Genomic DNA, 24304 nt, shown 5'->3' with positions numbered 1-24304 from the left:
TGGCGCCAAGTGGGCCTGAATAATTCGGCCGTCAAGACGGCCTTCGAATGACGCTTACGATTCAGCAGGCCAGTGAAAGCTTGGAACGCATCCGAACGCAGTACAACGAAGCGACGGGTGAACGCAACCGCTTCTGGGTTCGAAGGCTAGAGCTTTTCAAATTACAGTTAGGGATACTTATGTCGCAGGCGCCAAGGGAAATGGCCGAACTGATGACCCTTTTGGTAGGCGCAGAAAAACTGTCCTAATAGGCGCCAGAATGGCGCAGTCTACATATAGAAAGAAACATGGGTGCTGTAGACAAGGGCATGTGTGTGCTAGCCACTATGACCTGCTTCAAGCGGTCGAAATCAACAGGCACGACGAGTGGCTAACAACTATGGGATAACCCAAAAGCGGGACACACGGTCGACCGGTTCTGGCCGATTTCAGCCGTCCTAGATAATGTTGGCGCATTACTACGGTCTAGTTGCACGATCAGTGTGGCAGGGCTGGATAACTGTTATTACTACGTTCGTGGCACAAGAGCAAAACCAAATTGAATGATGCGTCGATACCCAATTGAAATGCATGTTTTATCTAACTCATTGATTTCACAAGAGGTGGCATGATTTCAATTTGAATGAACTTCGAGATCTCAATTTGGCCCTAGGCCAAAGGTCTAACCTTTCCCTTTTTTTAAAAGCCATTGAAGAGGAAAGGGTCATCCAGGAAACGTTAAGGCCGCATCCGATCTTCCCAGTTTTCATCGATGAGCATGCTTTCGATTGATAACAGCTCAGACGCCAGCGCGGCTCGCCTGTCTTGATCCGCCGCTGCATCGACGCAGCGCTTGGCCGCTGCAAGTGCCGATGGTGGGGCGGACATAATTGCATTGCATAGCACGGTAAGTTCGGACGAAAGCATATCGGCACTGATGAGACGACTTACCAGCCCAATCAGGCGTCCTTCGTGCGCATCGATTTCACGGCCAGTGAAGAGCAACTCTTTTGCATGCCAACGGCCGACGATAGCGGGTAGCCGTTGCGTCGCACCGATCGTCCCCATTGCCGCTTCCGGAAATTTGAAGCGTGCATGCTCGGTCGCAACGATGAAATCACATGCTGTGGCAATTTCAGCTCCTGAGCCGATTGCAGGGCCCTCGACAACGGCGACGCATGGCTTGCCAACGCTCTCGATGGTGGAGTAGGCCGCAAAAGCGAGGAGTCGTCGGGCTCTGACTCCATCATCGTCGAGGGTCGCTCGTTCGTCTATATCGGCGCCAGCGCAAAATACGGGTCCCTTGGCTCGGAGCAGGATGAGCCGCACGTCGCTGCTCGCGTCCATATCGCGAACCGCCCGGCGCAGATCAACACACATGGGGCGATTGAGCGCGTTGCGCTTTTTTGGTCGATCCAGAAAAATGGTCCCGACGCCGTTGGCGAGAGTGGTGCTGATCGTAGTCATGATATGGCGTCAGTAAGTACGCATGGCGACATTTGCGCAGCGGCCGGACTCCAGTCCTTCATCGAAGGGTATCTCCCAAACTGTGTAGAACAATTTTTTAGTGGCTTGCACTGCCTGTGACTTGTATCCTGCAATCTGGATTGCAAGCTGTGTCGCGTCGGTCAGAGCCTGCCCCGCTGTTGAAAGCCGCATGGTTATTCCCATGTCCGATGCGCGCTGTGCCGCGAGGATCTCTCCGGTAATGACCATGTTGAAAGCCAGCTTCGGCCCCAACTGCCGAGTCAGATTTGTCATAACGATAGCCGGTACGATTCCTCGTGTGACTTCAGGATAGGCCAGCGAGGCATCCTCTGCCATGACCAGCATGTCGCACGCAAGGGCTAAACCGGCGCCTCCCCCGCGCGCAGCGCCTTCTACAGCGGCGATGACGGGCTTAGACATACTCGGGAAGCACTTGTGCAGCCGCATCGTAAGATCGGCTCGCTCGTCCACCAGCTTAGCATTTTCGGGAACGAGCGTAGAAAATTCGGAAATATCAGCGCCGGCGCAGAAGGACGGGCCGACACCCCCAAGAACCACCACATCGATTTCCGGGTCGCTATCGGCCAATAGTAGGGCGTCAAGCATTCGTTGTGTAAGTTCGGTATTGAGGGCGTTTCGCCTTGCCGGTCTGTTCATTAGCAAAGTGCGCACACCGGCCTCGGTATATGTCAGAAGACAATCTTCTGAAGTGCTATCAATCAATTGAGGCCTCCTTATGATGGTTTTCTTGCAATGCTTTTTCTCGCTCGATGTCCAGCATGGCTCGTGCCTGATGGGTAAGCTTGTCGAGAACTGCGTCAAATATTTCCGCCTCTTTTTGAGTCAGGCAGGAAAGCAATTGACGATTACGTTCGGAAGCGACGGGCTGTACTGTTGCCACCACATCGTTTCCTTTAGGGGTTAGTTCTAGCACTAGCCCCCTGCCATCGTCCGGATTGCGATGGCGTGCGACGTATCCGTTATCAATCAAGGCGTTAACGGTCCTGCTGGTCAGCCCGCGGTCGAATTGCGCCTGATGTGATAACCGCGATAAAGAAAGAGTCCCTGCGGCCCATAACAGCGAGATGATCCGCCACTCATTCAAACTAAGTCCAAACCTGCGCCCATATTCGCTCGCCGATGCCTTGCTGTACATGTTTGTAAGCCGGCGCAACCTGAATGAGGTCAAATCGCCCAAGGTTTGGGCTGGAGCCGGAGGTTTGTTTAAGTTTTGCTTCGGTGCCATATGAAACCTTTAATTTCCAAGCAATAACGCATCATACCGAAAGTATGTTGCATTATCAATTAAATTACTAGATAATAAATTTAATGTAAAAGGTGTGAACAGCGAGATCAACCGTTTTTTTATCAGATAATCTACCAATATAAAGAAAAATAAAAAATGGAATACAGAAAATGATATACGACACATATGATCATATTAAGGTTGATGAAAAATCTTCGGTCGATGTCGAGGTTTGCTTGTGTGAGTGTTTTGCTCGTGATGGTTTGCAGCATGAAACGCAATACATCCCGACGGAAAAAAAGGTGGCTGTGATCGAAGCATGTGCGAAGGCGGGGTTTCCTCGTGTCGAGGCAACTTCCTATTCGAATCCGGCTGTCATTCCTCAATTTGCGGACGCTTCCGACCTGTTAAAGAAGTTGTATAAGGCGCCAGGCACCTACTACAAGGCTACATGCGCGAATGCGCGAGCTGTCGAGCGTGCCGACGCAGATCGCCAGGCAGGTTTCGGTGCAAACGAGATCAGCTTCCTGGTTTCAGCCTCCAACTCACATTCATTGACGAATTTGCGTCGGACACGCGAAGATCAGTTCAAAAACATTCGCGAAATGGCATCGCTTGCCGGCAATGCATTTCGCATCATAGGAACCATCTCTGTCGCCTTCGGATGCCCCTTCGAAGGCCGCGTGTCGCGCGAGAGTGTGCTGGAAGATATTGAATCGCTGGCTCGGCTAGGCATACGTCATATAGCACTTGGCGACACCACGGGAATGGCAACGCCCCAGACTGCCCGTGGACTCTTTACGCAGGCTCAGGCGGCGTTTCCGGAAATCATATTCATTGCACATTTTCACGATTCACGAGGAACGGGCATTGCCAACTGTGTCGCGGCTCTGGAAGCGGGCGTGCGTTACTTCGATTGCGCCTTGGGTGGCGTCGGCGGCCATCCTTCCAAAGTGCGGTATGGAGGAGGGGTGACCGGCAACGTTTGCACTGAAGACTGGGTAAATCTGCTGGAATCGATGGGAGTAAGGACCGGAGTAGATCTTGATGGACTGATGCACGTTTCGGCCATGGCAGAGGATATCTTGCAGCGTCAGCTGCTCAGCAAGGTTGCACGTAGCGGAGTTAATCCACTGGCGGCAGAGCGGGCGTTTTTTAATACGTAGTGGGTACCCCCCGAGGGGCTCCTCCTCAAGCTTACAGTATCGGGAAATAGCATGGATTGGCAGAATGAAGCTAAAGAAATAGCCCAACGTCGCTTGTGGGCACGCGAGCATGGCGGAGATGAATCGCTCGCAAGATATCGGTCCAAAGGATGGAAAACCGTTCGCGAGCGCATCGATTTGCTTGTAGACAAGGGGTCGTTCCAGGAAATCGGACAACTGTCCGGTTCGGCGGTCTACGAAAATGGTCAGGTAGTGAGTGTCACGCCTTCGACATTTGTCATGGGCTTGGCCGAAATCGATGGGCGTCAGGTTTCTGTGGGAGGTGACGATTTTAGTGTGCGCGGAGGGTCAAGCGGGGGGTATCGGCCTAAAGGCGGACACAATGGGTTCTCAGGCGATCTTGCCTATGAGTACAAGATTCCATTGATCAATCTTTACCATGGAGCCGGCGGTAGTGTGTCGTCGGTCAGTAAACGTGGCTATGCCTTATACCCCGGGTCGAATTCGTCGCGCCATTTCGTCGAACTGCTGGGGCATGTACCAGTAATTAGCGCGGTGATGGGATCTTCCGCAGGCGGCCCGGCAGGACGCGCCGTACTCTCTCATTTCTCCGTCATGATCCGGGGGAAGAGCCAAGTTTTTGCGTCCGGCCCTCCTGTCGTAAAGCGTGCGCTTGGCATCGATATCACCAAGGAAGACCTGGGTGGCGCAAGTGTCGCAGTAGATAAAGCGGGCACTATCGACAATGCGGTAGATACCGAGGAAGAATGCCTGGATGCAATACGCCGTTTCTTGAGCTACATGCCCCAGAATGTTTGGGAGTTGCCGGAACGGAAAGTCGGTTGCGACTCTCCTGGGCGTGCTGAAGAGGCGTTGCTGGGCATTGTTCCAGAGAACCGGCGCCGTCCTTACGACATGAAGAAAATCATTCATATGGTCGTTGACAAGGAGTCATTCTTCGAACTTCAGCCGACATTTGGCAAATCTGTGATTACAGGACTCGCGAGATTGGATGGTTTTGTTGTCGGAATCATCGCCAATACACCGATGTCCCTCGGCGGGGCAATAGATGGGCCAGCTGCGCGCAAGCAAACACGCATGATCGATTTGTGCGACACCTTTCACATTCCCATCATCTTTCTTGTTGATGTGCCTGGATTTTGCATTGGCCCCCAGGCGGAACAGGCTGGCGCATTGCGCGAAGGAATGCGCTGTCTGCAAGCACGAATGCAAGCAACCGTTCCAATGATGAGTGTTGTCGTGCGGCGCTGCTTTGGTTTTGGAGGATTTGCTACACGGGACAATATGGGCCTGGACTTCAAAATAGCATGGCCCTCTGCACAAATCGGATCGCTTCCCACGGAAGGCGGCGTCATGGCGGCTTATCGCCGTGAAATCGAATCAGCAGATGATCCGGAATTGCGTCAGAGAGAGATCGAAGAAGAAGTTCGCCGATTGAGCTCGCCTTTTCGTATGGCGGAAGAATTCTCCATCGAGGATCTTATTGATCCAAGGGAAACCAGACCCTACCTGTGCCGGTTCATAAGAGCCATGCAGGGTCGTTTGAAAACCCAGCTTGGCCCAAAGGGGCGAGTGGGCACGAGAGTTTAGGTGGCACCAATAATTGTTTCACGTCAATGAAACAAGAACTATCACATGGAGAGACAATGAAAAAGCAAATTATGCCGCTCTTTTCGTCGAGTAGGCGCGATGTTTTGGTTCGCACAGCCACGTTGGCCGCCACGGCGGCCATGGGCTGCATCACAACACGATTGGCGTATGGGCAGTCTACGTACCCAAATAGGCCTATTCGGTTACTGGTGGCCGTCGCACCGGGTGGGCCGACCGACAACCTGGCCAGGATGATTGGCCAGAAACTGACTCAGGCATGGGGGCAGTCGGTTGTGATTGAGAATAAGCCTGGCGCCGGACAGGTGATCGGCACGGGTGTCGTGGCCAAGGCGGCACCCGATGGCTACACCTTGCTGATGACCACGAACACGCTTGCCGTGAACCCATGGTTGTTTAAAAATTTGCCATACGATGCCCAAAAGGATTTCGTTCCCATTACACAAGTGGCGTCTTCAAACCTGGTGCTCATTGTGCACCCCTCCGTCCCCGTGACTACGCTGCAAGAGCTCCTTGATTACGCCAAGAAGTATCCGGGCAAGTTGAACTACGGATCCAGTGGGCCTAGTTCGTCGTTGCGTCTTGCCGTAGAGCTGATCAAGTCCATGGCCCATGTTGATATGGTCCATGTGCCGTTCCATGGCGCCGGCCCATTGATGACTGCAATCATGGGCAACGTGGTGCAAGTTGCGGTTGTGGACGTTCCCACCGCTAAGCCGCACATTAAGTCAGGAATGGTTCGCGGAATCGCAGTCACAAACAATCATCGTGAGCCCAGCTTGCCGAATTTGCCTACGATGAGTGAATCTGGGCTTCCCGGCTATAGCGCTGAATCGTGGTTCGGCTTGATTGCCCCCAAGGGGGTGCCCAAACCGATCGTGGACCAGATTCAAGCGGAAGTCGCAAAGATCCTTCGTATGCCGGATGTTGTCAATTCACTTACAAGCCAGGGAGAAGAGCCTGTTGGCAGTTCTCCCAAGGCGTTTGCCGAGTTCGTAGACCGCGAATTGGCCAAGTGGCGCAAGGTTGTCGAAGACGAAAAAATTTCCGTCCAGTAAACATTCATGAAGGGAGTAGGTATGATTCAGGCGTCCGCACCATCAGGCCCGTTGCTCGGATACCGTGTGCTGGAGTTGTGCAGCACGATTGCTGGTCCCGTTTGCACCAGACTGATGGCCGATTTCGGTGCGGAAGTCATCAAGGTCGAACCGCTCGAAGGGGATAGCGTCCGTCAGCTTGGCTACCACGTAAACAATGTCTCGCTCTACGCAGCATCCATACTACGGAACAAGAAGGCAGTCAGCATAGACTTGAAGACGCAGCGAGGCGTCGAGCTTGTGTTGAGCCTGGCCGAACAATGCGACATTGTGGTCGAGAACTTCAGGCCAGGAACCATAGAACGGCTTGGCCTCGGGTACGAGGTTCTCTCACGGGCCAATCCCGGCCTTGTCCTGGTGCGTATCAGCGGATACGGACAGAGCGGGCCTTATCGGGAAAAGGCCGGGTATGGAGCCATATGCGAAGCTACGGCAGGCGTACGGCATATGACCGGCGACCCCGATCGTCCCCCCGCGCGGGTCGGCCTGGCCTCGACGGATTACCAGACTGCTGTATTTGCAGCATATGGCGCAGTGCTCGCTTTGCTGGAGCGTCACAAGACGGGGAAGGGCCAGGTGGTGGACGCTGCGCTGTACGAAGCGTCATTCAGCATGATGGAGTCAATCGTTCCGGCGTATGACAAGCTGAAAGTTGTCCCGGGCCGTACAGGCTCACGTCTTCAAAGTACTGCACCCAATAATCTTTATATCGCACAAGACGATACTTATGTACTGATTTCCGCAAATAACGACAAGGTATTTCGTCGTCTCTGTCAGGCAATGCAGATGCCGCATTTAATCGATGATCCGCGTTTTGCGACGGTCAAGGCTCGCGCAGAGAATATTGATGCGATCGACGAAGTGGTTGGCGCATGGGTGGTTCAGCACGGCAGCCGGGATGTGCAAACGTTTCTGGACAATTTGGGAGTGCCGGTATCTCTGGTCTATACGATAGCGGATATCTACCAAGATCCACATTATCGCGAGCGCGACATGCTGGTGACTATTGGGCATCCACAGCTGGAACACATAACATTGACCGGCGTTACTCCAAAGTTGTCCGATACTCCAGGCGCCATACATCACGCCGGACCAGCCTTGGGCCAGGATACCGAAGCTGTGCTTTCTACGATGTTGGATATAGACGCTGAAGAGCTCGTGCAGCTTGAAAAAGATGGGGTGATTGGTATCCGTCGCGTCAAGGAACGGCATTAACAATCCAACCTGTTCGCCGCCCACCAAATTTAGCACTTTGCACGTAAGGTCGTCATGCGAAATCTTTGCGTTTCTTTGTCGCGCAATACAGGAACCATACCATGGCTTTAATTGAGTCAAACATCGTCACCTCCAGCGAGTCCTTTTGCCGGAATCGGGAAGCAATGCTCACATTGCTGCAACGTGTACGAGGCGTCGAAGCATCAACGCGGGAAGTCTCCAACGCTGCCGGGCCACGCTTTCGGGAGCGGGGCCAACTGTTGCCTCATGAACGCCTGGGGCTTCTACTCGATCGCAATGCTCCTTTCCTTGAATTATCCACGCTCGCAGGATACGGCATGGGGCGAAAACGATCAGATGGAAAGGCAGTGGCCGGGGGCGGCCTGATCGCGGGCATTGGAGCCGTTTCCGGCGTGCGCTGCATGGTCTGTGTCTCCGATTCTGGAATAGATGCGGGCGCTTTTCAGCCCAAAGGCCTGGAGAAGCAATTGCGCATCCAGGAGATTGCACTTGAAAACAAGCTGCCCTTCGTACAGTTGGTGGAAAGCGCCGGCGCCAATCTTTTGAATTATGAAGTTCAGAGCTTCGTTCATGGAGGCCAGAAATTTCGCAATCTGGCACGTTTATCGGCAGCGGGCCTGCCGATAGTAACGATTACACATGGAGCGTCTACCGCGGGAGGCGCCTATCAGACGGGCCTCTCGGACTACATAATCATGGTGGAAAATCGCTCTCGGGCGTTCCTGGCTGGGCCATCATTACTCGAAGCCGCCACAGGAGAAATTGCGACGGAAGAGGAGTTGGGCGGTGGACTTATGCATGCCACCATCTCAGGGCTGGCGGATTATCTGGCTCAGGATGATCGTGATGCCATCCGCTTGGCCCGGGAGGTTCTTGAATCGTTGCATTGGAACAAGAGGCGCCAGGTGCCGCATGCCGTCGAATTCGAACCTCCACGCTACGACGGCGGCGAGTTGCTTGGCATTATGCCGGAAGACTACCGCCAGCCCGTGGATATGCGTGAAGTCATTGCAAGGATAGTAGACGGATCATTATTCCGCGAGTTCAGTGCCTTGTACGGCCCAGCGACTGTATGCGGCCATGCGTTCATTAAAGGTTACTCAGTGGGCATCATTACTAACAATGGGCCTATCGATCCGGCGGGCGCGGCCAAGGTCACTCACTTTATTCAAGCCTGTTGTCAGGCCGATATGCCATTGATTTACTTGAATAACACTACCGGTTTCATGGTGGGGAAAAGCTTTGAGGAACGTGGCAGCATCAAGCATGGCTCCAAGATGATCCAGGCTATCGCCAATGCCAATGTGCCGCAAATTACCGTGTTTTGCGGAGCCTCGTTCGGAGCGGGAAACTATGCCATGTGCGGGCGCGGATTTCATCCCCGCTTTTGTTTTTCCTGGCCGAACGCGAAAACAGCCGTGATGGGCCCCGAACAGGCGGCAGAAACGATGACTACCGTGAATCGCGCGGCTATGTTGCGCAGATACGGAGAGGCGGATGAGGCCAAGCTGAAAGAACTCCACGATAAGGTGGTGGCGAATTTTATGCGACAAATGGATGTTTTCACAACAAGCGCCCATGTCCTGGATGACGGAGTCATCGATCCGCGAGACACACGAAATGTATTGGCACAGACTCTCGAAATTTGCCGAGATGCCGACATGCGTCAGGTAAATCCCATGCAATTCGGTGTCAGCCGCCCATAGTCCACCAAGGTGGCGAGGTCATTGCATGCCTGACATCCCGTTCCGCACTTCTTATCTATCTACAGGACTCTGTTGATGACAACTATCAGCAAGCTTTTGGTGGCAAACCGCGGCGAGATTGCCATGCGCATATTGCGCACTGCCCGCTCAATGGGCATTCCGACTGTCGCAATTTATTCCGAAGCCGATTCCGGATCGCCATATGTTGAATTCGCCGATCAGGCCGTATGCGTGGGTGCGGCCCTGCCCGCAGAATCGTACTTGAATATCAATGCCATTATCGAAGCGGCTTATCTGAGCGGCGCAAATGCGGTGCATCCAGGTTATGGATTCTTGTCCGAGAACGCAGAGTTTGCTCACGCATGTCGTGAAGCTGGGCTGATCTTCGTCGGACCATCCGAACAGGCGATACGTGCCATGGGTGACAAGGCAGAGGCTAAGCTGTTGATGAAAAAAGCCGGCCTACCTTGCATACCTGGGTACGACGGGGAGGATCAAAATCCTTCAACGCTGAAGCGCAAAGCGCAGGAACTGGGCTACCCCGTCATGATCAAAGCCACGGCGGGCGGTGGAGGCCGCGGCATGCGCATTGTGCATTCAGCTGCTGCGTTCGATGCCGCACTGGCTTCCGCGCAGTCCGAAGCACGCAATGCGTTCGGTAGCGATATTGTCATCCTGGAACGTGTGGTGACGAACCCCCGGCATATCGAAATCCAGGTGCTAATCGATAAGTATGGAAATGGAGTTCATCTCGGCGAGCGTGATTGCTCGGTGCAGCGCCGCTATCAGAAGGTGATCGAGGAGGCGCCCGCACCCGGGCTCGATCCGGATCTGCGCGAGCGCATGGGCGCGGCGTCGGTTGCTGCAGCCGTCCAGGCTGGCTATCTAGGTGCAGGAACATTCGAATTTTTAGTGGACGATTCGGGCAAGTATTACTTCATGGAAATGAATACGCGGCTGCAGGTAGAGCATCCCGTAACCGAAGCCATTACCGAACTCGATTTGGTAGAGTGGCAATTGCGCGTCGCGATGGACGAAGAACTGAGCTTTCAACAGGCTGACATAGAACTCCAGGGCCATGCAATCGAAGCACGCTTGTGTGCGGAAGACGAAGCGCAGGGCTATATGCCTCAAAGCGGTCGCATCGATATCTGGTCGCCTTCACCGTCGGTCAGGGTCGAGCACTCGCTAAAAAGCGGCATGGACGTTTCTCCGTATTATGACTCGATGATGGCCAAACTCATTGCATTCGGAGCGTCACGCGAGGATGCCCGGCGCAAGCTTGTTGCCGCCCTGCGTGAAACCATTGTCTTCGGTATCAAAACCAATCAGCAGGCATTGATTCGTTGTTTGAATGATCCGCGTTTCATTCGCGGAGGGGTGGGTACCGATTTCATGCAAACGGAGAGCGAGCCGATTGAAGCGCTGGATAAGGATATCGCAGGATTGGCGATAGCGCTTGCAGCGAGTGCTGGTTCGGATCCACTCACCTGCATTAATCGTGGTGGCGCCAATCTCTACTTATCTGATGAGGCTGAACACGTCCACACTGTGCACATTGGCCATGATGGTTCGCAAGGAATCGTTGTCACGGTGGACGATAAATCCTTCCACTTGGCGATCAAACAGCTACAAGAAGGGCGGGTCAGGTTTACCTATGATCGCTTAGAGAGCACGGCTTTCATTTTCAGCGTACATGACCGCATTTATGTTCATCTGGCCGGCCAATCCTTTTGTTTTATAGATAAAACGTACGCGCCTGCAACCAGTTCGAATAATGAGGCCTCTGACAGCCGGGTTCGAGCTGTATCGAATGGCCGCGTCGTTAATGTGATTGTCAAGGTTGCAGACACGGTCAGGCAAGGTGATGCGCTACTGACGGTGGAAGCCATGAAGATGGAATATACCTATGTAGCCCCGGTAAACGGCCACGTAGAGCACGTGCATGTGAAAGTTGGGCAGGCAGTAAGCTCTGGCAATTTGCTGTTGGAACTCATGGTTTAGCACTGCATCTTGGCAAGTACAGGACGGCATGGCTAATACAACAAAGCATTTCTTAAGGAATAAACATGGTTCAGGAAATCAATTCGGAAATCACCGGCTCAATGTGGAAGGTGTTGTGCAAGGTTAATCAACGTGTTGCCAAGGGTGATGAAATTTTCATCGTCGAGTCCATGAAAATGGAAATACCCGTATTGGCCGAAGAGGATGGCTTAATTGTTGAAATACTGGTAAATGAAGGCCAAACAATAACCGAAGGCCAACTGATGGCACGTGTTGAGCCGAACAAATAACCAGGAGAGGTCAACTTGTATTCCAAAGTTTTGGTAGCGAATCGAGGCGCAATTGCTTCGAAACTCATAAGGGTATTGCGCGGCATGGGCATAAGCTCTGTCGCGGTTTACTCGGATGCTGACAAAGATCTTCCCTACATATCGATGGCCGACGAGGCATATCATCTCGGCGGGCCTGCTCCACGGGATAGTTATTTGAATCAGGAGGCGCTTCTGAATGTGGCTCGTACTGCGCGTGTAGATGCCATCCATCCTGGTTATGGTTTTTTGTCGGAAGACGATTCATTCGCACGCAAAGTGGTTGAGGCTGGCTTTGCCTTTATCGGACCAAGCCCCAAGTGGATCGAACTGATGGGGGACAAGACGAAAGCGCGTGAATATATGCGGTCCCGTGGCATGCCAATGTCCCGGAGTTCCCCTGTATTCTCTACGCCCGGGCAGGATGCATTGGATGCTGCACGTTCAATTGGCTATCCCGTACTGATAAAGCCAGCTCACGGCGGGGGCGGTATTGGTATGGTCGCCGTTCATGAGGAAGCGCAATTATTGAAAGGGCTTGTACAGGCGCAGTCTGTTTCGCAACGCAGCTTCGGCAACTCGGATATATATTTGGAGTCCCTTTTTCCATGTCCGCGCCATATTGAATTTCAAGTCCTTGCTGATCGATACGGCAATGCAATGCATCTCTTTGAGCGTGACTGCTCCATACAGCGTCGTCATCAAAAAATAATAGAAGAGGCCTTCGCCCCAAACGTGTCAAGGGACGAAATCAGCAATATTGCGAAGGGGATAGCCGATATCTTCAATGAAATCGGCTATGACGTCATTGGCACTGTTGAGATGCTTAGAGATCAGAGCGGGCGTTTCCAGTTCCTGGAGGTTAATGCGCGACTCCAAGTCGAGCATGCAGTGACGGAAGCCATAACGGGTGTCAATCTCATTGAAGCCCAGATTCGTCTGTCTTCTGGCGCCAAATTAAAGGATGTCATCCCCGAGCCGGTGACGCCGAAAGGACACGCCATTGAGCTTCGCTTATATGCTGAAGACCCTGTCAAATTTTTCCCCTCGGTAGGTACGCTTCAAAAATTCTCGATACCTAAAATGAATAATGTAGAGATTGAAACAGGATATCAAGAAGGCAGTGTTGTATCGCCGTATTACGACCCGCTTCTCGCAAAGATAATTGGCCGCGGCGAGACCCGGGAAGAAACCATCGCAACACTGATTGAGGCAACTCAATGTATCGAAATACAAGGGATCAAATCGAATCTCAGTTTTCTCGAACGAATCTTGAAATCAGAGGAATTCTGTTCCGGCACAATTCACACCGGATTTGTGGATGATTTCAGAAAGCGCTGCACAGTTAATGCTTGACGTCATCTTTGCCGGTTCAAGCGTTTTAGCATTCTGGTGGATGTGACCGATAAGTAGTGCTCCAATGCTTTTTCCTGGATAGCGTCCGCTCCTTGCGGATTTCGGTCATCCTAGATATTCGATGGGATCAGTATGGGAGAGCTGGGTAACTCTATTGCTACGTTCACGGCACAAGAACAAAATTCCAAATTGAATGACACGTCGGCACCTAATTGAAATACGCATTTTTTAGCTAGCCCATTGATTTCACAGGAGGCGTGATTTCAATTCGAAATGAAATTCGACACCAGCCTGGTTTCGTCATGTCAGATCACGCCATTCGCCCCGGCACCGCCCGTCCACAGCGGTACAACAGCGTCCGCATTCTCGACTGAGCGCGCCCTGAAGGCCTCGACGCTGCGGCGTACGCAGTCCAGGAAGGCGCTCGCATTGTCGCTGGGCGGCTGGCGCAACTGGTGGATGTAGCCGAACAGGATCCAGCGTGCGGGCACCAGCGGGCGGATCACCAGGCCGCGCAGATCGATGGCCTGGGCGCACAAACGATCGAGGATGGCCACCCCGGCACCCTCGCGCACCAGTTGGCAGGCCATCAATGACGACCGTGTCTCGATCGCGTATTCGGGCCTGGCCCCGCCGGAGCGCAGGAAGTCGTCCACTTGCTGGCGCCAGGGTTGCCCGGGCCACAAACCCAGCAGGGGCTCGGCCGCCAGATCCGCGGCCGTCAGCGACGGCTTGTCGGCGAGCGGATGCGTCTCCGGCAGCAAGGCCTCCATTCGCACCTGGAATAGCGGATGGTTCTCGATTTCGACGAAAGGGTGGCTCACCGGCAGGGAGATGATGCCAAGATCGTACAGGCGCGTGCCCATCTGCGCCTCAATGCCGAAACGCGACTGTTCGTCGACCGAGGCGCGGATGCCTGGATGTTCGCGGGAAAAGAGCGCTAGGGCGGGCGCGACGATGCCGCGGCCGATGCGCGGCGCCGTCACCAGCCGCAGCCGGCCCTTGGCCTCGGTGCGGATGGCGGCCGCGATGCGCGGAATTTCGTCGAACCCGGCCAGGATATGCTCGGCCTCGCGGTAGAACGCCTGGCCCTGCGCCGTCAGCTGCAGGCGCCTGCGCGAGCGATGAAACAACTGTAGCCGGATTTCGGCTTCCAATAAGGAGATCAGGCGGCTGGCGGCGGGAGGGCTGAGATTCATGGCCTCGGCGGCCGCCGCGAGCGAGCCTTCGCTGACCACCAGACGAAAAATGCGTAGCGCTCGGATGTTCACTACTGTTGGCCTTTTTTGATAAGTAATTGTTAGATATGGGATTTTATCCGACTGTTCCGAATTTTAAAACTATACGTCGATCAATTCATATTATTCGACGATCTCACCCCATTACACTGTTTCGATTGAAGCAGGGCGCTGATGCCGTCCAGCTTTGCCAAACAACAAATCACAAGGAGACGACTATGACATGGATGCGCATCTTCGCGGCTTGGGCTCTTGCGCTGGCGGCCTGCATACAGGCGCCTGCGGCAGTGGCGGGCCCCCTCGAACTCATTACGCCGGGCCTGCTGAAGGTGGCCTATCGTACGGACGACAAGCCCGTCTCTTTCCTTCAGGACGGCAAGCCCACCGGATTCATGGTGGAGTTGATGAATGCGGTTGCCGGCCGCATGGGCCTGAAGGTGACTTACATCTCGACGACTTTCGCCGCCATGGTGCCGGCGGTCAGAAACCATCAATACGACACCGCAGCCTTCGGCGTGCTGGTGACCGCGAAGCGCCAGGCGGTCGTGAACTTCTCCACCGCGGTCGGCTACGGCCAGGCGCAGTTGGTGAGCCGCAAGAGCGCGCCGCTGGCCACGCTGAAAGACGCCGCCGGCAAGACGGTCGCGATCACCACCGGCAGCGCCTTGATCCCCTTGCTGCAAAAGATTGCGCCGAAGGTGTCGATCAAGGAATTTCCCAACATCGCGTCAAGCACGAACGCCTTAAGGGCCGGGCAGGTGGATGGCCTGTTCACCGGCAATGCCACGGCGGAACGTGTCATCACGCAGCACCCTGAACTGACGGCAACGGAAACCGTCGAGAGCGACGCCAATGGAATACCGATAGCCAAGGATCGCCCCGAGCTGCTGGCCGCGTTTAACAAGGCCCTTGCGTCGGTGATGACCGACGGTACCTATGGCAAGCTGTTCGCGAAGTGGAATCCGTCGGGGGTGCGTATTCCCGAACGTATGTTCACCGACTATCCTGGCATGCCCCGGCCTGCAGTTAAATAATAAAGCCGCCGAGTACACCATGCTTCACGGACTGCACCAGATCTTTTCAACTTTTTTCGATCCGACCCTGATCTTCAATGCGATGCCGCAGCTGCTCGCGGTCGGTCTGCCGAACACACTGTTTCTGTCGGTGTTCGCCAGTGCTATCGGGATCACGCTGGCGCTATTGGTGGCGGTCGGCCTGTTGTCGGAGCAGCGTTGGGTACGCCTGCCGTGCCGCGCGTATGTCGACGTTCTGCGGGGGCTGCCGCATATTCTCACCGTCTACCTGATCGGGCAGGGCCTGCCGCTTGCCGGCCTGAGTATCTTCGGAGGCAACACATACGGCTATGCGGCGCTGGCGATCGGACTCATCGAGAGCGCCTATTTCGCCGAGATCTTCCGTGCCGGCTTCCAGGGTGTCGAGCGTGGGCAGGTCGAAGCGGCGCGCAGCACTGGCATGACCAAGCTCCAGACCATGTGCTACATCATTATCCCGCAAGGCGCGCGGCGCGTGTTGCCGCCACTCACCGGCCAGTTCATTCTGGTCATCAAGGCCACGTCGCTTGTGTTTCTGCTGGGCCTGACGGCATCGCAGCGCGAGATGTTCGCACTGGCGCAGGACGGCGCGATCAATAACGCCAACCTGTCGCCGTTGACGGCCGCGGGCCTGATTTATCTCGCCCTGACGATTCCTACAACCTACGCAATCAACGCCTGGGACCGCCGGCTTCGCGGCGGCCGCACAATCCGACCGATTGGATCCGAATGAACATGCATCCACGCGGCACCCGTGTCCGCCTAGAACACGTGAGCAAGTCGTACGGGCACGTCGCCGTGCTGCACGACATCGATCTTGAAGCACCCGGTGGCATGACGACCTGCATCGTCGGCCCGTCCGGTTCGGGCAAGTCCACGCTGTTGCGCTGCGCCAACCTGATGGAGCGCCCGCAAGCCGGCCGCATCTTGCTGGACGACCTCGACATCACCGCGCCCGGCGTCGATATCGACAAGGTACGCACGCGAATCGGTATGGTGTTCCAGCATTTTCATCTGTTCTCGCACCTCAGTGTGCTCGACAACGTCAGCCTCGCCCTGCGCAAGGTGCGCGCCATGAAAAGAGATCAGGCAGAGGAGATCGCGCGCGCCAAGCTGCTGGCGGTTGGTCTGAACGGATTCGAGGCGCGCCGCCCCGAGGACCTTTCCGGCGGACAGCAGCAACGCGTGGCCATTGCGCGTTCGCTCGCGATGGAGCCCGAGGTGATGCTGTTCGACGAAGCCACCTCCGCGCTCGACCCCGAGCTCGTCAAGGGGGTGCTCGCTGTCATGCGCGACCTTGCCCGGGCCGGCATGACCATGATCGTGGTGACGCACGAGATGCGCTTCGCGCGCGAGGTCGCCGGCCAGGTAGTGTTCATGGACGGCGGGCACATCCTCGAGCAGGGGCCGCCGGACAAATTCTTCGACCACCCGAGCCATCCGCGTTTGCGCCATTTTCTGGAGCAGGTTCTCTGACCTGTGACACCCCCATGACATGTACTTCTGCCGTCGTGCGACCGTCGACCGCCGACATCCAAAACCTGTTCGCCCAGCGCAGCCACTGGCAGTCCTGGCTCGAGATCGAGGCCGTGCTTGCCGAAACCCAGGCCGGCCTCGGCATGATTCCGCCGAGCGCGGCGCAAGAGATCGGACGCAAGGCGAACTTCGAGCACATCGACGCGACCGCGCTGGCGGCCGACATAGGCCGCACCCGGGCCCCCATCGTGTCGCTCGTGCGAGCGCTGGCGCGGGCCTGTGAAGGCGATGCGGGCGGCTACGTGCATTGGGGCGCAACCACGCAGAACGTGATGCTGACCGCGCGCACCTTGCTGATGCGCCGGGCGCACGAGGCCTTCATGACGAAGTTGGGCGACGTGCTGTTCAAACTGGCGGACCTGGCGGAGCTCGGCACCGACATGCTCACGGCCGGGCGCACCAACTTCCGCCATGGCTTGCCAATTACCTTCGGCTTCAAGGCGGCCGCATGGATCGAAGAGTTCCTGCGCCACCGGCAACGCTTCGAGGGCGCCGAATCGCGTGTCTTCGCCTCGCTGTGGGGCGGCGCCCTGGGCGCCATGCACGCGTCCGGCGACCAGGGTGCGGAACTGAACCGCCGCCTGTCGGCACGTCTGGGCCTGACACCGCTCGCGGTGCCCTCGCGGGCAGGCACCGACTACATCGCGGAGTACATCCTGCTGCTCGCGCTGTTCAGCGCAACCTGCTCCAAGATCGCCAGGGACCTGTACATCCTGATGGCCGACGAAATCGGCGAAGTCTACGAAAATCAGGGCGATGAGGTTATCGGCTCCAGCACGATGCCCAACAAGGTCAATCCGAAGGTGGTGGTCGGTGTGATCGCGCTGGCGGCCCGCTTGCGCGCCTTGACGCCGCTGGCGCTGGAAGCGATGCAACCCACGCATGAAGGAGACGCAGCCAACAACCAGATGCTGTACACGCTCATCGACCAGGCGTGCCCCCTGGCCTACGAGCTGGTCTGCGCCATGGACGAGCTGCTGACCTGCCTGGAGTTGGAACCGGATAATATGCGCCGGAACGTGGCGTTTTCGGGCCAGGCCATGGCTGCGGAAAACGCAATGATGATCCTCGCTCCCGCGCTCGGGCGGACGCAGGCCTATGAGCGGGTCAAGCATGCGATCGCCGAGACGGCGCGGCGCGGCGTCCTTTTGGCCGACCTGTTGCTGGAAGACGCGTCGGTTCGCGGCGCGGTCGACGAGGCGGCCCTTCGCGCGGCCCTGGACCCGGCCGCGTACACGGGCTGCAGCGCAGAGATGGCGCGAACCATGGCCGCCGCCGCGCGCAGCGCCGCCGCCGCACTGACTGCGCGTTGCGGCCCGGATTGATTGCTCAGAACGCCACTCGAACAACGGCCGGTCAGCCCGACCGGCGTTCCGCTAGCGCGCTCTTTGCTTCATACCAATGGCGTGAGCGATTGAAGACGCCAACCAGGGCTAGCATGATCGGCACTTCAATGAGCACGCCGACCACGGTAGCGAGCGCGGCACCGGATTGAAAACCGAACAGACTAATAGCCGTGGCCACAGCCAGCTCGAAGAAATTGCTGGCGCCGATCAGGGCGGATGGGCCCGCAACACAATGGGCCACGCCAAATCGGCGGTTCAGGTAATAAGCCAGGCTCGAATTCAGCACGACCTGAATCAGGATCGGGACCGCCAGCAATAGTATGATCAGCGGCTTTTCAACGATGGCGTTACCCTGGAAGCTGAACAGCAGAACAAGCGTGGCCAGAAGCGCGACAATGGAGTACGGGCCCAAGGCGCCGACCATGTGCCGATACGTCGCCTCGCCTCTGGCAAGCAACACCTTGCGTATGGCCTGAGCGATTAAGACCGGAACAATGATGTAAAGCGCTACGGAGGCGATGAGCGTATTCCATGGCACCGAAATCGAGGATAGCCCGAGCAACAGTGCAACGACAGGCGCAAACGCCACGATCATGATGGCATCGTTCAACGCTACTTGCGATAGTGTGAAATACGGATCGCCCTTGCACAGCTGTGACCAGACAAACACCATTGCGGTGCAGGGCGCGGCAGCCAGCAGAATCAGCCCCGCCACGTAACTGTCGAGCTGATCGGCAGGTAGCCAGCCGGCAAACAAATGACGCACGAAAATCCAGGCCAGCAGCGCCATCGAAAAGGGCTTCACCAGCCAGTTTACAAATAGTGTTACTCCCATGCCGCGCCAGTGGCTTGCCACCTGACCCATTGCGCCGAAATCAATCTTGATCAGCATAGGGATGATCATGACCCAGATCAGCAGACATACCGGCAAATTGACTTGCGCCACCTCTAGCGCGGCGATGCCTTGAAACACGCCTGGCATCGACTGGCCTGACAAAATACCGGCAACGATACACAGGACCACCCAAACAGTAAGGTAGCGCTCAAAGAAACTAATGCCGCCGCCCTGCGATACGGTGGGGACTTGTGCTATTGAATTCATTCCTGGGGTTCCACGGGCTGTTGGCCGATTGCCCGCATCTCCTTCTGGATGGCGTTACGATCAAGAACATGCAGCGGCAGGTTCACAAACTGACTGACGCGAGCCATGATCTGTCGAAATACCTTGTTGAAAAACTTGCGTTTTTCTTCGTCACTGCCTTCAAACGCGGCAGGATCCTCAAATCCCCAATGCGCCGTCATGGGCGCCCCTGGCCAGATGGGGCATGTTTCTCCTGCTGCCTGATCGCAAACCGTAATGACAAAATCCATTTTGGGCGCATCGGGCGCCGCAAACTCCCCCCAGCTTTTGCTGCGCAGGTTCGAGACGTCGTAGCCAATCGCCTCGCATCGCTCGACAGCAAAGAGATTGACCTTGCCCGTGGGGTGGCTGCCCGCGCTATAGGCGCGAAAACGCCCTTTGCCAAGGGCATTAAAAAGCGCTTCGGCCATAACGCTGCGGGCCGAGTTACCGGTGCAAAGCACCAACACATTGAAGGTTTTGTCAGGCATGATCGAATACTGGTTTGAGGTCAGGGAGGTGTTGGTTCATCAGTTTCTGGCAGCAAGATGAACCGGGCTCACCGCACGACGATATTGTTTTTGGCGGCGTCGCCAAAGAGCCTGATGCAGGTGCTTGCCGGCAGATCGGCTACAGCGACATGGACATGAGCGCGTTTCATGATAAGGACTTCAAGGTGGTGCCACAGTTGCTTATTGGAGAGCACGGGTTGCCGCCGCAGCAGTTCTCCGTAAGGTAGCCAAGCAGCTCATTCATCGTCTGGTAGCGCGTCGAGTAAATGATGGACCGCCCGTCCTGACGACTGGCGAGCAATCCCGCCCGGTGCAGTTCCTTCAGATGAAATGACAATGATGAGGCGGGTATGCCCATCAACTCGGCGATACGGCCCGCGGGCAAGCCCTCTGGCCCTGCTTGCACCAGAGTGCGAAAGACCGACAGGCGAACTGAATGGGCGAGGGCGGCAAGCGCCTCGATAGCGTTATTCGTTTCCATAATTCGAATATAGTCGAATTATGGAATATTTGCAATCAAAGGCTGGATAACCCACCGATTTCACAAGGGGCGTGATGTCAATTCGAATGAGCGTCGACATGCATCCCGATCCGCCTCATTGGTGCATTTCGATCACCTTCCACCCGTTTCCCGAGGGGTCGCGGCAGCGACCGCTAACGGCTCCGCCAGGACTGGCTCTGCTGGATATCGCGACTGCGGGCGCCCGATTGCGGCATATAACGCAAAGTCGCTACCCAGAACGCCAGCGCCAGGCCGCTCACACAAGCGCCCAGCAGAGTGACTCCATGCCTGCCGAATACCGCATAGGCCGCGAACATCAGCAATGCGATTACGCCGCGAACGGGCGCGTGATTGGCCTGGGCGCGACGAGCGTGAAGAAAATTCCGTGAAGGCGCTATGTCGACGGCCATGGCGGCGGGGAGATAGCTAAGGTCCAATTTCCACACCGTCACGATCATGGACTGCGCCACCCCGGGCAAGGAATGACATGGTGTGGGTGTCTTTCGGGTCAGTGTCGGCTGAGCTGTGAGGTTCAGTTATAAATAGGTAGGAAATTCATGGCGACTTGGCGTCGGCACAAATCAGCATGGCATTGCCAATTATAAGATCACCTTGGGCCTTGAGCGCCTCGCCGGCGCCGCGTATGTCGCGAACCTCCTTGTTTTGGCTTAGTTTCGACTTGCCAACAAGGCGGGTGATTTGGATTTCCAGACCCACGATGGCCTTGAGCATCGTGTCAATGTACTCCTTGGAGCTGTCCGTCATTTTCCATGGCGCCGGCTGTGACGCCTCATGGGTTCGGGTCAGGCGGGCAACCAGGCCGCGCACGAACTGCTCGTCGTCGCGGATGGTGATGCGTCCGTGGGCGTGGGCCACGATGTAATTCCAGGTGGGTACCTGCTTGTGGAATTCATGCTTGGATGGATACCAATTGGGCGAAACATAGGCATCGGCGGCCCGAAAGACCACCAGTACCTCATCGCCATCGGATACGTCCTCCCACACGGAGTTGGCGCGTGCCACATGAGCATTCAACACACCCCTGTCACCCTGCTGAGGGTTGAGTTCAAAGGGAATATGGTTGGCAGCCAGTCCACTTGCGCCGTGCGTGATCAGTGTTCCAAAAGGATGTTGCCTGATGAGGTCATGCAGCACTTCCGCACGAGGCTCATCGAAATGGGTGGGTACATACATATCAGTTCTCCCGGACTTCACATTGATTGAAATGCTTGTGCTTTTGCAAGCAGTTGTCTGGCGTGGATTATCGCTATTTTTCTGGATTACTATATAGATCCACAATCGATAAATTTAAGTAGACCAGAATCGTATGCCGCGACATCCCCAAGCTGTGGATTTGCCGCCCATTGGCGGCCTGGACCGTAAAAGCGGGCATCTTGGCCGCCAATTGACGCACGCTTTGCGCGAGGCAATACATTCGGGCAACTTGAAGCCTGGCGATCTTCTGCCTTCGACCCGCCGGCTAGCCCAGGCGCTCGATATCGCGCGCGGCACTGTCCTGGAGGCGTACGAACAACTGATCGCCGAGGGATTTTTCGACGCACAACCAAGGGCAGGCACCCGGGTCGCTTCTTCATTGACCCCATCTCGGTCCGCCGCCGGCGGTTCGCAAAAGCCGATGGCAAACGCGACACCCACTGCGCTTCCCGCGCCTGCCGTCGCCTTCGCCAAAGTCGCGGAGCAATTCAAGCCGCTCCCGCCGGTACCCTTTGCTGTTTCGGTTCCCACAGGCCCGGCGGCGCCCGATGAAACGTGGCGACGACTGGGCAACCGCATCCGCGCCCGAGGGCCGGGCGCGCCCTCGGGCTATGATGATCCTCAAGGTGTCAAGGCCCTCCGGGAAGCTGTGGCTGGGTATGTACGGAGGTCGCGTTCAGTGCACTGCGGTGCTGAGCAAGTCATCATCACGACGGGGACCCAGCAAGGGTTGTATGTCGCCTGCCAAGTGCTACTGGGCGCTACCGACGTCGCCTGGGTGGAAGACCCTGCCTATCGTGGCATAACGGCGATTCTCGAAAGCATAGGGCGACAGGATCGCGTGGTGCGCGTTCCCGTCGACGATGCCGGGATTAACGTCGAGGCGGGCGTGGCAATGGCAAAGCAGGCGTGTGCTGCATTCGTCACCCCTTCGCATCAATACCCCCTGGGAATGCCGATGAGCATGGGGCGCAGGAATGCGCTGCTGGCTTGGGCGAGCGAGAGCGGCGCCTGGATTGTGGAGGACGACTACGACAGCGAGCTGCGCTATGCCGGCCATCCGTTTCCTTCACTGCAAGGGCTTGCACCGGATCGCGTCGTCTACCTCGGCACCTTCAGCAAGATCCTGTTTCCGTCGCTGCGCCTTGGCTATGCCATCGTTCCGGACGCTTTGGTGCCCGCCTTCTGCGGTGCGCGTGTGTTGATGGACAGGCATACGCCAAGCGCTGACCAACATGTCCTTGCCGCTTTCATCACCGAAGGCTATCTAGATCGGCATATCCGACGCATTCGCGGTGTGTACGCCGACCGGCGAAGCCAGTTGTTAGGGATGCTCGGTCGATGGATTCCCAAGGATCTTGGATGGCTGCAGCCTAGCGATCAGGGTATGCACCTGGTGCTCTGGCTCGCGCGCGGTATCGATGACGTCCTGCTGGCGTCACGCGCAGTGGAGGCCGGGGTGGCTGTGCGTGCCGTGTCTCCAATGTATTCGACAGGCAATGGCCGCTCAGGCCTGGTGCTTGGCTTAGGTGGATTCAGCAATGAGCAGATGGAGGCAGCGGTTCGGATCCTTGCTGCAATCATCACGTCGATGAGAAAGGCCGAACCGCGCATACAGGCTGCTTCGTGACGGCCTCTTCCAATGAGGCTCCACACCATGCTCTCCCAAAGCCGAAGGCACCGACGCCCCTCGAATTCCTGATGGGATCGGAGAATGGCAATGCGATTACCGATAGGTCTGCCAACTATCGGCCGCCAAAATTGGCCGGCCGACGTTCAATGAAGTGGCTGACACCTTCTTTAAAATCAGCGCTTTGGAGACTATCGAACATCTCGTGGTTCGCCAAGGCAATCGCTTCCGACAACGATTGAAACGGTGCGGTAGACAACTGTTGCTTCATCACTCGTACAGAACGCGGAGACACGTTCATTGCAATGTCATTGGCATAGGAAATGACTTCGTCCATGAGGTGTTCGGCAGGTATTACCCGGTCCACCAAGCGCATCTGCAAGGCTTCTTCAATACCAACCTTGCGTGCCGAAAACAATAAGTCGGCGGCGTTTCCCGGCCCCACTACGCGTGGCAGTATCCATGCGATGCCGTGTTCGGCGATCAGGCCGCGCTTGGCAAATGCAGTCGAGAACACAGCCTTGTCGCTGGCAAAGCGCATATCGCTGTATAAGGCGAATATCAATCCCAAGCCCGCGGCCGCCCCGTTTATGGCGCATATCACGGGTTTTGCTATTGCCGGGAAATAGGCATAGCGACTCTGATAGTCGGGCCGGCGATTCATGTTGTACGGGCGCATCCATTCCGCGGCCTGAATATCGTCCGGCGGCAGCACTTCGAGTTCGTCAATGTCCATGCCGGCGCAAAATGCGCGCCCTTTACCTGTCAATACAATGGCGCGGACAGCGGCATCTTTGTCGAGCCGTTCGAATACTGCGCGCAACTCAGCTTCCATGACTTTGGTCAGGGCATTCATCTTTTCCGGCCGAGACAGCGTAACAATCGCCACGTGCTGATCGGTCCCGGCGAAAGTCAGTTCGATTTGTGTATACATAACG

24 protein-coding genes are annotated in these 24304 nt (G+C 56.2%); 14 read left to right on the top strand and 10 right to left on the bottom strand.

Annotation, left to right across the window (positions count from 1 at the left end; all coding sequences use genetic code 11):
• Window positions 1–47: 47 nt before the first annotated feature.
• Window positions 48–248, top strand: coding sequence for a hypothetical protein (locus ACYVIS_RS10210; RefSeq protein WP_460873902.1), 201 nt, complete (start codon window positions 48–50; stop codon window positions 246–248).
• 469 nt (window positions 249–717) lie between these two features.
• Here the strand turns inward: ACYVIS_RS10210 and ACYVIS_RS10205 are convergent, their stop codons facing one another.
• Genes ACYVIS_RS10205 through ACYVIS_RS10195 form a run of 3 tightly spaced genes read right to left on the bottom strand, consistent with a single transcriptional unit; the run spans window position 718 to window position 2713 of the window.
• Entirely contained in the window at window positions 718–1446 is a 729-nt protein-coding gene (locus ACYVIS_RS10205; protein WP_232742565.1) for an enoyl-CoA hydratase/isomerase family protein, read from the bottom strand.
• Window positions 1447–1455: 9 nt separating this feature from the next.
• Window positions 1456–2190 (bottom strand): enoyl-CoA hydratase/isomerase family protein, encoded by a 735-nt coding sequence (locus ACYVIS_RS10200; RefSeq protein ID WP_232742566.1) that lies wholly within the window; start codon window positions 2188–2190, stop codon window positions 1456–1458.
• Window positions 2183–2713, bottom strand: coding sequence for a MarR family winged helix-turn-helix transcriptional regulator (locus ACYVIS_RS10195; protein ID WP_460873901.1), 531 nt, complete (start codon window positions 2711–2713; stop codon window positions 2183–2185). Before ACYVIS_RS10195 ends, ACYVIS_RS10200 begins: the two co-directional genes overlap by 8 nt.
• A gap of 170 nt (window positions 2714–2883) precedes the next feature.
• On the opposite strand from ACYVIS_RS10195, the gene ACYVIS_RS10190 reads away from it, so the two are divergent.
• From ACYVIS_RS10190 to ACYVIS_RS10155, 8 genes are all read left to right on the top strand, one after another.
• Window positions 2884–3879, top strand: coding sequence for a hydroxymethylglutaryl-CoA lyase (locus ACYVIS_RS10190; RefSeq protein WP_232742568.1), 996 nt, complete (start codon window positions 2884–2886; stop codon window positions 3877–3879).
• A gap of 51 nt (window positions 3880–3930) precedes the next feature.
• Entirely contained in the window at window positions 3931–5490 is a 1560-nt protein-coding gene (locus ACYVIS_RS10185; RefSeq protein WP_232742569.1) for an acyl-CoA carboxylase subunit beta, read from the top strand.
• A 56-nt stretch (window positions 5491–5546) separates the two neighbouring features.
• Window positions 5547–6566: a tripartite tricarboxylate transporter substrate binding protein gene (locus ACYVIS_RS10180; protein ID WP_232742570.1), complete on the top strand. Its 1020-nt coding sequence runs from the start codon at window positions 5547–5549 to the stop codon at window positions 6564–6566.
• Window positions 6567–6587: 21 nt separating this feature from the next.
• Complete coding sequence (locus ACYVIS_RS10175) at window positions 6588–7820, top strand: CaiB/BaiF CoA transferase family protein (protein ID WP_460873900.1); 1233 nt, start codon at window positions 6588–6590, stop codon at window positions 7818–7820.
• 101 nt (window positions 7821–7921) lie between these two features.
• Window positions 7922–9547, top strand: a complete 1626-nt coding sequence (locus ACYVIS_RS10170; RefSeq protein WP_232744775.1) for an acyl-CoA carboxylase subunit beta — start codon at window positions 7922–7924, stop codon at window positions 9545–9547.
• Between the two features lie 75 nt (window positions 9548–9622).
• A complete protein-coding gene (locus tag ACYVIS_RS10165; RefSeq protein ID WP_460873899.1) occupies window positions 9623–11551 on the top strand; it encodes an acetyl/propionyl/methylcrotonyl-CoA carboxylase subunit alpha in 1929 nt (642 codons plus the stop codon).
• Between the two features lie 65 nt (window positions 11552–11616).
• Complete coding sequence (locus ACYVIS_RS10160) at window positions 11617–11841, top strand: biotin/lipoyl-binding carrier protein (RefSeq protein ID WP_232742573.1); 225 nt, start codon at window positions 11617–11619, stop codon at window positions 11839–11841.
• Window positions 11842–11856: 15 nt separating this feature from the next.
• Window positions 11857–13215 (top strand): acetyl-CoA carboxylase biotin carboxylase subunit, encoded by a 1359-nt coding sequence (locus tag ACYVIS_RS10155; RefSeq protein ID WP_232742574.1) that lies wholly within the window; start codon window positions 11857–11859, stop codon window positions 13213–13215.
• Window positions 13216–13520: 305 nt separating this feature from the next.
• On the opposite strand, the gene ACYVIS_RS10150 is transcribed toward ACYVIS_RS10155, so the two are convergent.
• Window positions 13521–14486, bottom strand: a complete 966-nt coding sequence (locus ACYVIS_RS10150) for a LysR family transcriptional regulator (protein WP_232742575.1) — start codon at window positions 14484–14486, stop codon at window positions 13521–13523.
• 185 nt (window positions 14487–14671) lie between these two features.
• Here ACYVIS_RS10150 and ACYVIS_RS10145 point away from each other — a divergent pair, with 185 nt between their 5' ends.
• The 4 genes from ACYVIS_RS10145 to ACYVIS_RS10130 are packed head-to-tail and all read left to right on the top strand — an operon-like array spanning window position 14672 to window position 18366.
• On the top strand, window positions 14672–15487 hold the full coding sequence (locus ACYVIS_RS10145; RefSeq protein ID WP_232742576.1) for a substrate-binding periplasmic protein: 816 nt from the start codon (window positions 14672–14674) through the stop codon (window positions 15485–15487).
• A 19-nt stretch (window positions 15488–15506) separates the two neighbouring features.
• Window positions 15507–16238 carry an amino acid ABC transporter permease gene (locus ACYVIS_RS10140; protein ID WP_232742577.1) on the top strand — a complete coding sequence of 244 codons (732 nt, stop codon included), beginning with the start codon at window positions 15507–15509 and terminating at the stop codon, window positions 16236–16238.
• Window positions 16235–16981, top strand: coding sequence for an amino acid ABC transporter ATP-binding protein (locus tag ACYVIS_RS10135; protein WP_232742578.1), 747 nt, complete (start codon window positions 16235–16237; stop codon window positions 16979–16981). Before ACYVIS_RS10140 ends, ACYVIS_RS10135 begins: the two co-directional genes overlap by 4 nt.
• 14 nt (window positions 16982–16995) lie before the next feature.
• Complete coding sequence (locus tag ACYVIS_RS10130; protein WP_232742579.1) at window positions 16996–18366, top strand: lyase family protein; 1371 nt, start codon at window positions 16996–16998, stop codon at window positions 18364–18366.
• 31 nt (window positions 18367–18397) lie between these two features.
• Here the strand turns inward: ACYVIS_RS10130 and arsB are convergent, their stop codons facing one another.
• The 5 genes from arsB to ACYVIS_RS10105 all read right to left on the bottom strand — a co-directional run bounded on the left by arsB (window position 18398) and on the right by ACYVIS_RS10105 (window position 21715).
• Window positions 18398–19489 carry an ACR3 family arsenite efflux transporter gene (arsB, locus tag ACYVIS_RS10125; protein WP_232742580.1) on the bottom strand — a complete coding sequence of 364 codons (1092 nt, stop codon included), beginning with the start codon at window positions 19487–19489 and terminating at the stop codon, window positions 18398–18400.
• Window positions 19486–19998: an arsenate reductase ArsC gene (locus tag ACYVIS_RS10120; protein ID WP_232742581.1), complete on the bottom strand. Its 513-nt coding sequence runs from the start codon at window positions 19996–19998 to the stop codon at window positions 19486–19488. The genes arsB and ACYVIS_RS10120 overlap by 4 nt, the downstream gene beginning before the upstream one ends.
• A 166-nt stretch (window positions 19999–20164) precedes the next feature.
• On the bottom strand, window positions 20165–20500 hold the full coding sequence (locus ACYVIS_RS10115; protein WP_460873898.1) for an ArsR/SmtB family transcription factor: 336 nt from the start codon (window positions 20498–20500) through the stop codon (window positions 20165–20167).
• Between the two features lie 173 nt (window positions 20501–20673).
• The gene (locus ACYVIS_RS10110; protein ID WP_232742583.1) at window positions 20674–20979 is read right to left on the bottom strand and encodes a hypothetical protein; all 306 of its coding nucleotides are present in this window, start codon (window positions 20977–20979) and stop codon (window positions 20674–20676) included.
• Between the two features lie 97 nt (window positions 20980–21076).
• Entirely contained in the window at window positions 21077–21715 is a 639-nt protein-coding gene (locus ACYVIS_RS10105; RefSeq protein ID WP_232742584.1) for an FMN-binding negative transcriptional regulator, read from the bottom strand.
• A 133-nt stretch (window positions 21716–21848) separates the two neighbouring features.
• On the opposite strand from ACYVIS_RS10105, the gene pdxR reads away from it, so the two are divergent.
• Window positions 21849–23366, top strand: a complete 1518-nt coding sequence (gene pdxR, locus ACYVIS_RS10100; protein WP_232742585.1) for a MocR-like pyridoxine biosynthesis transcription factor PdxR — start codon at window positions 21849–21851, stop codon at window positions 23364–23366.
• Window positions 23367–23481: 115 nt separating this feature from the next.
• Here the strand turns inward: pdxR and ACYVIS_RS10095 are convergent, their stop codons facing one another.
• Window positions 23482–24300 (bottom strand): enoyl-CoA hydratase, encoded by an 819-nt coding sequence (locus ACYVIS_RS10095; RefSeq protein WP_460873897.1) that lies wholly within the window; start codon window positions 24298–24300, stop codon window positions 23482–23484.
• Window positions 24301–24304 lie beyond the last annotated feature (4 nt).

Source organism: Paralcaligenes ginsengisoli (assembly GCF_054781135.1).
The sequence above is the reverse complement of the archived record's forward strand: the minus strand, read 5'-3'. Positions and strand labels throughout refer to the sequence as shown.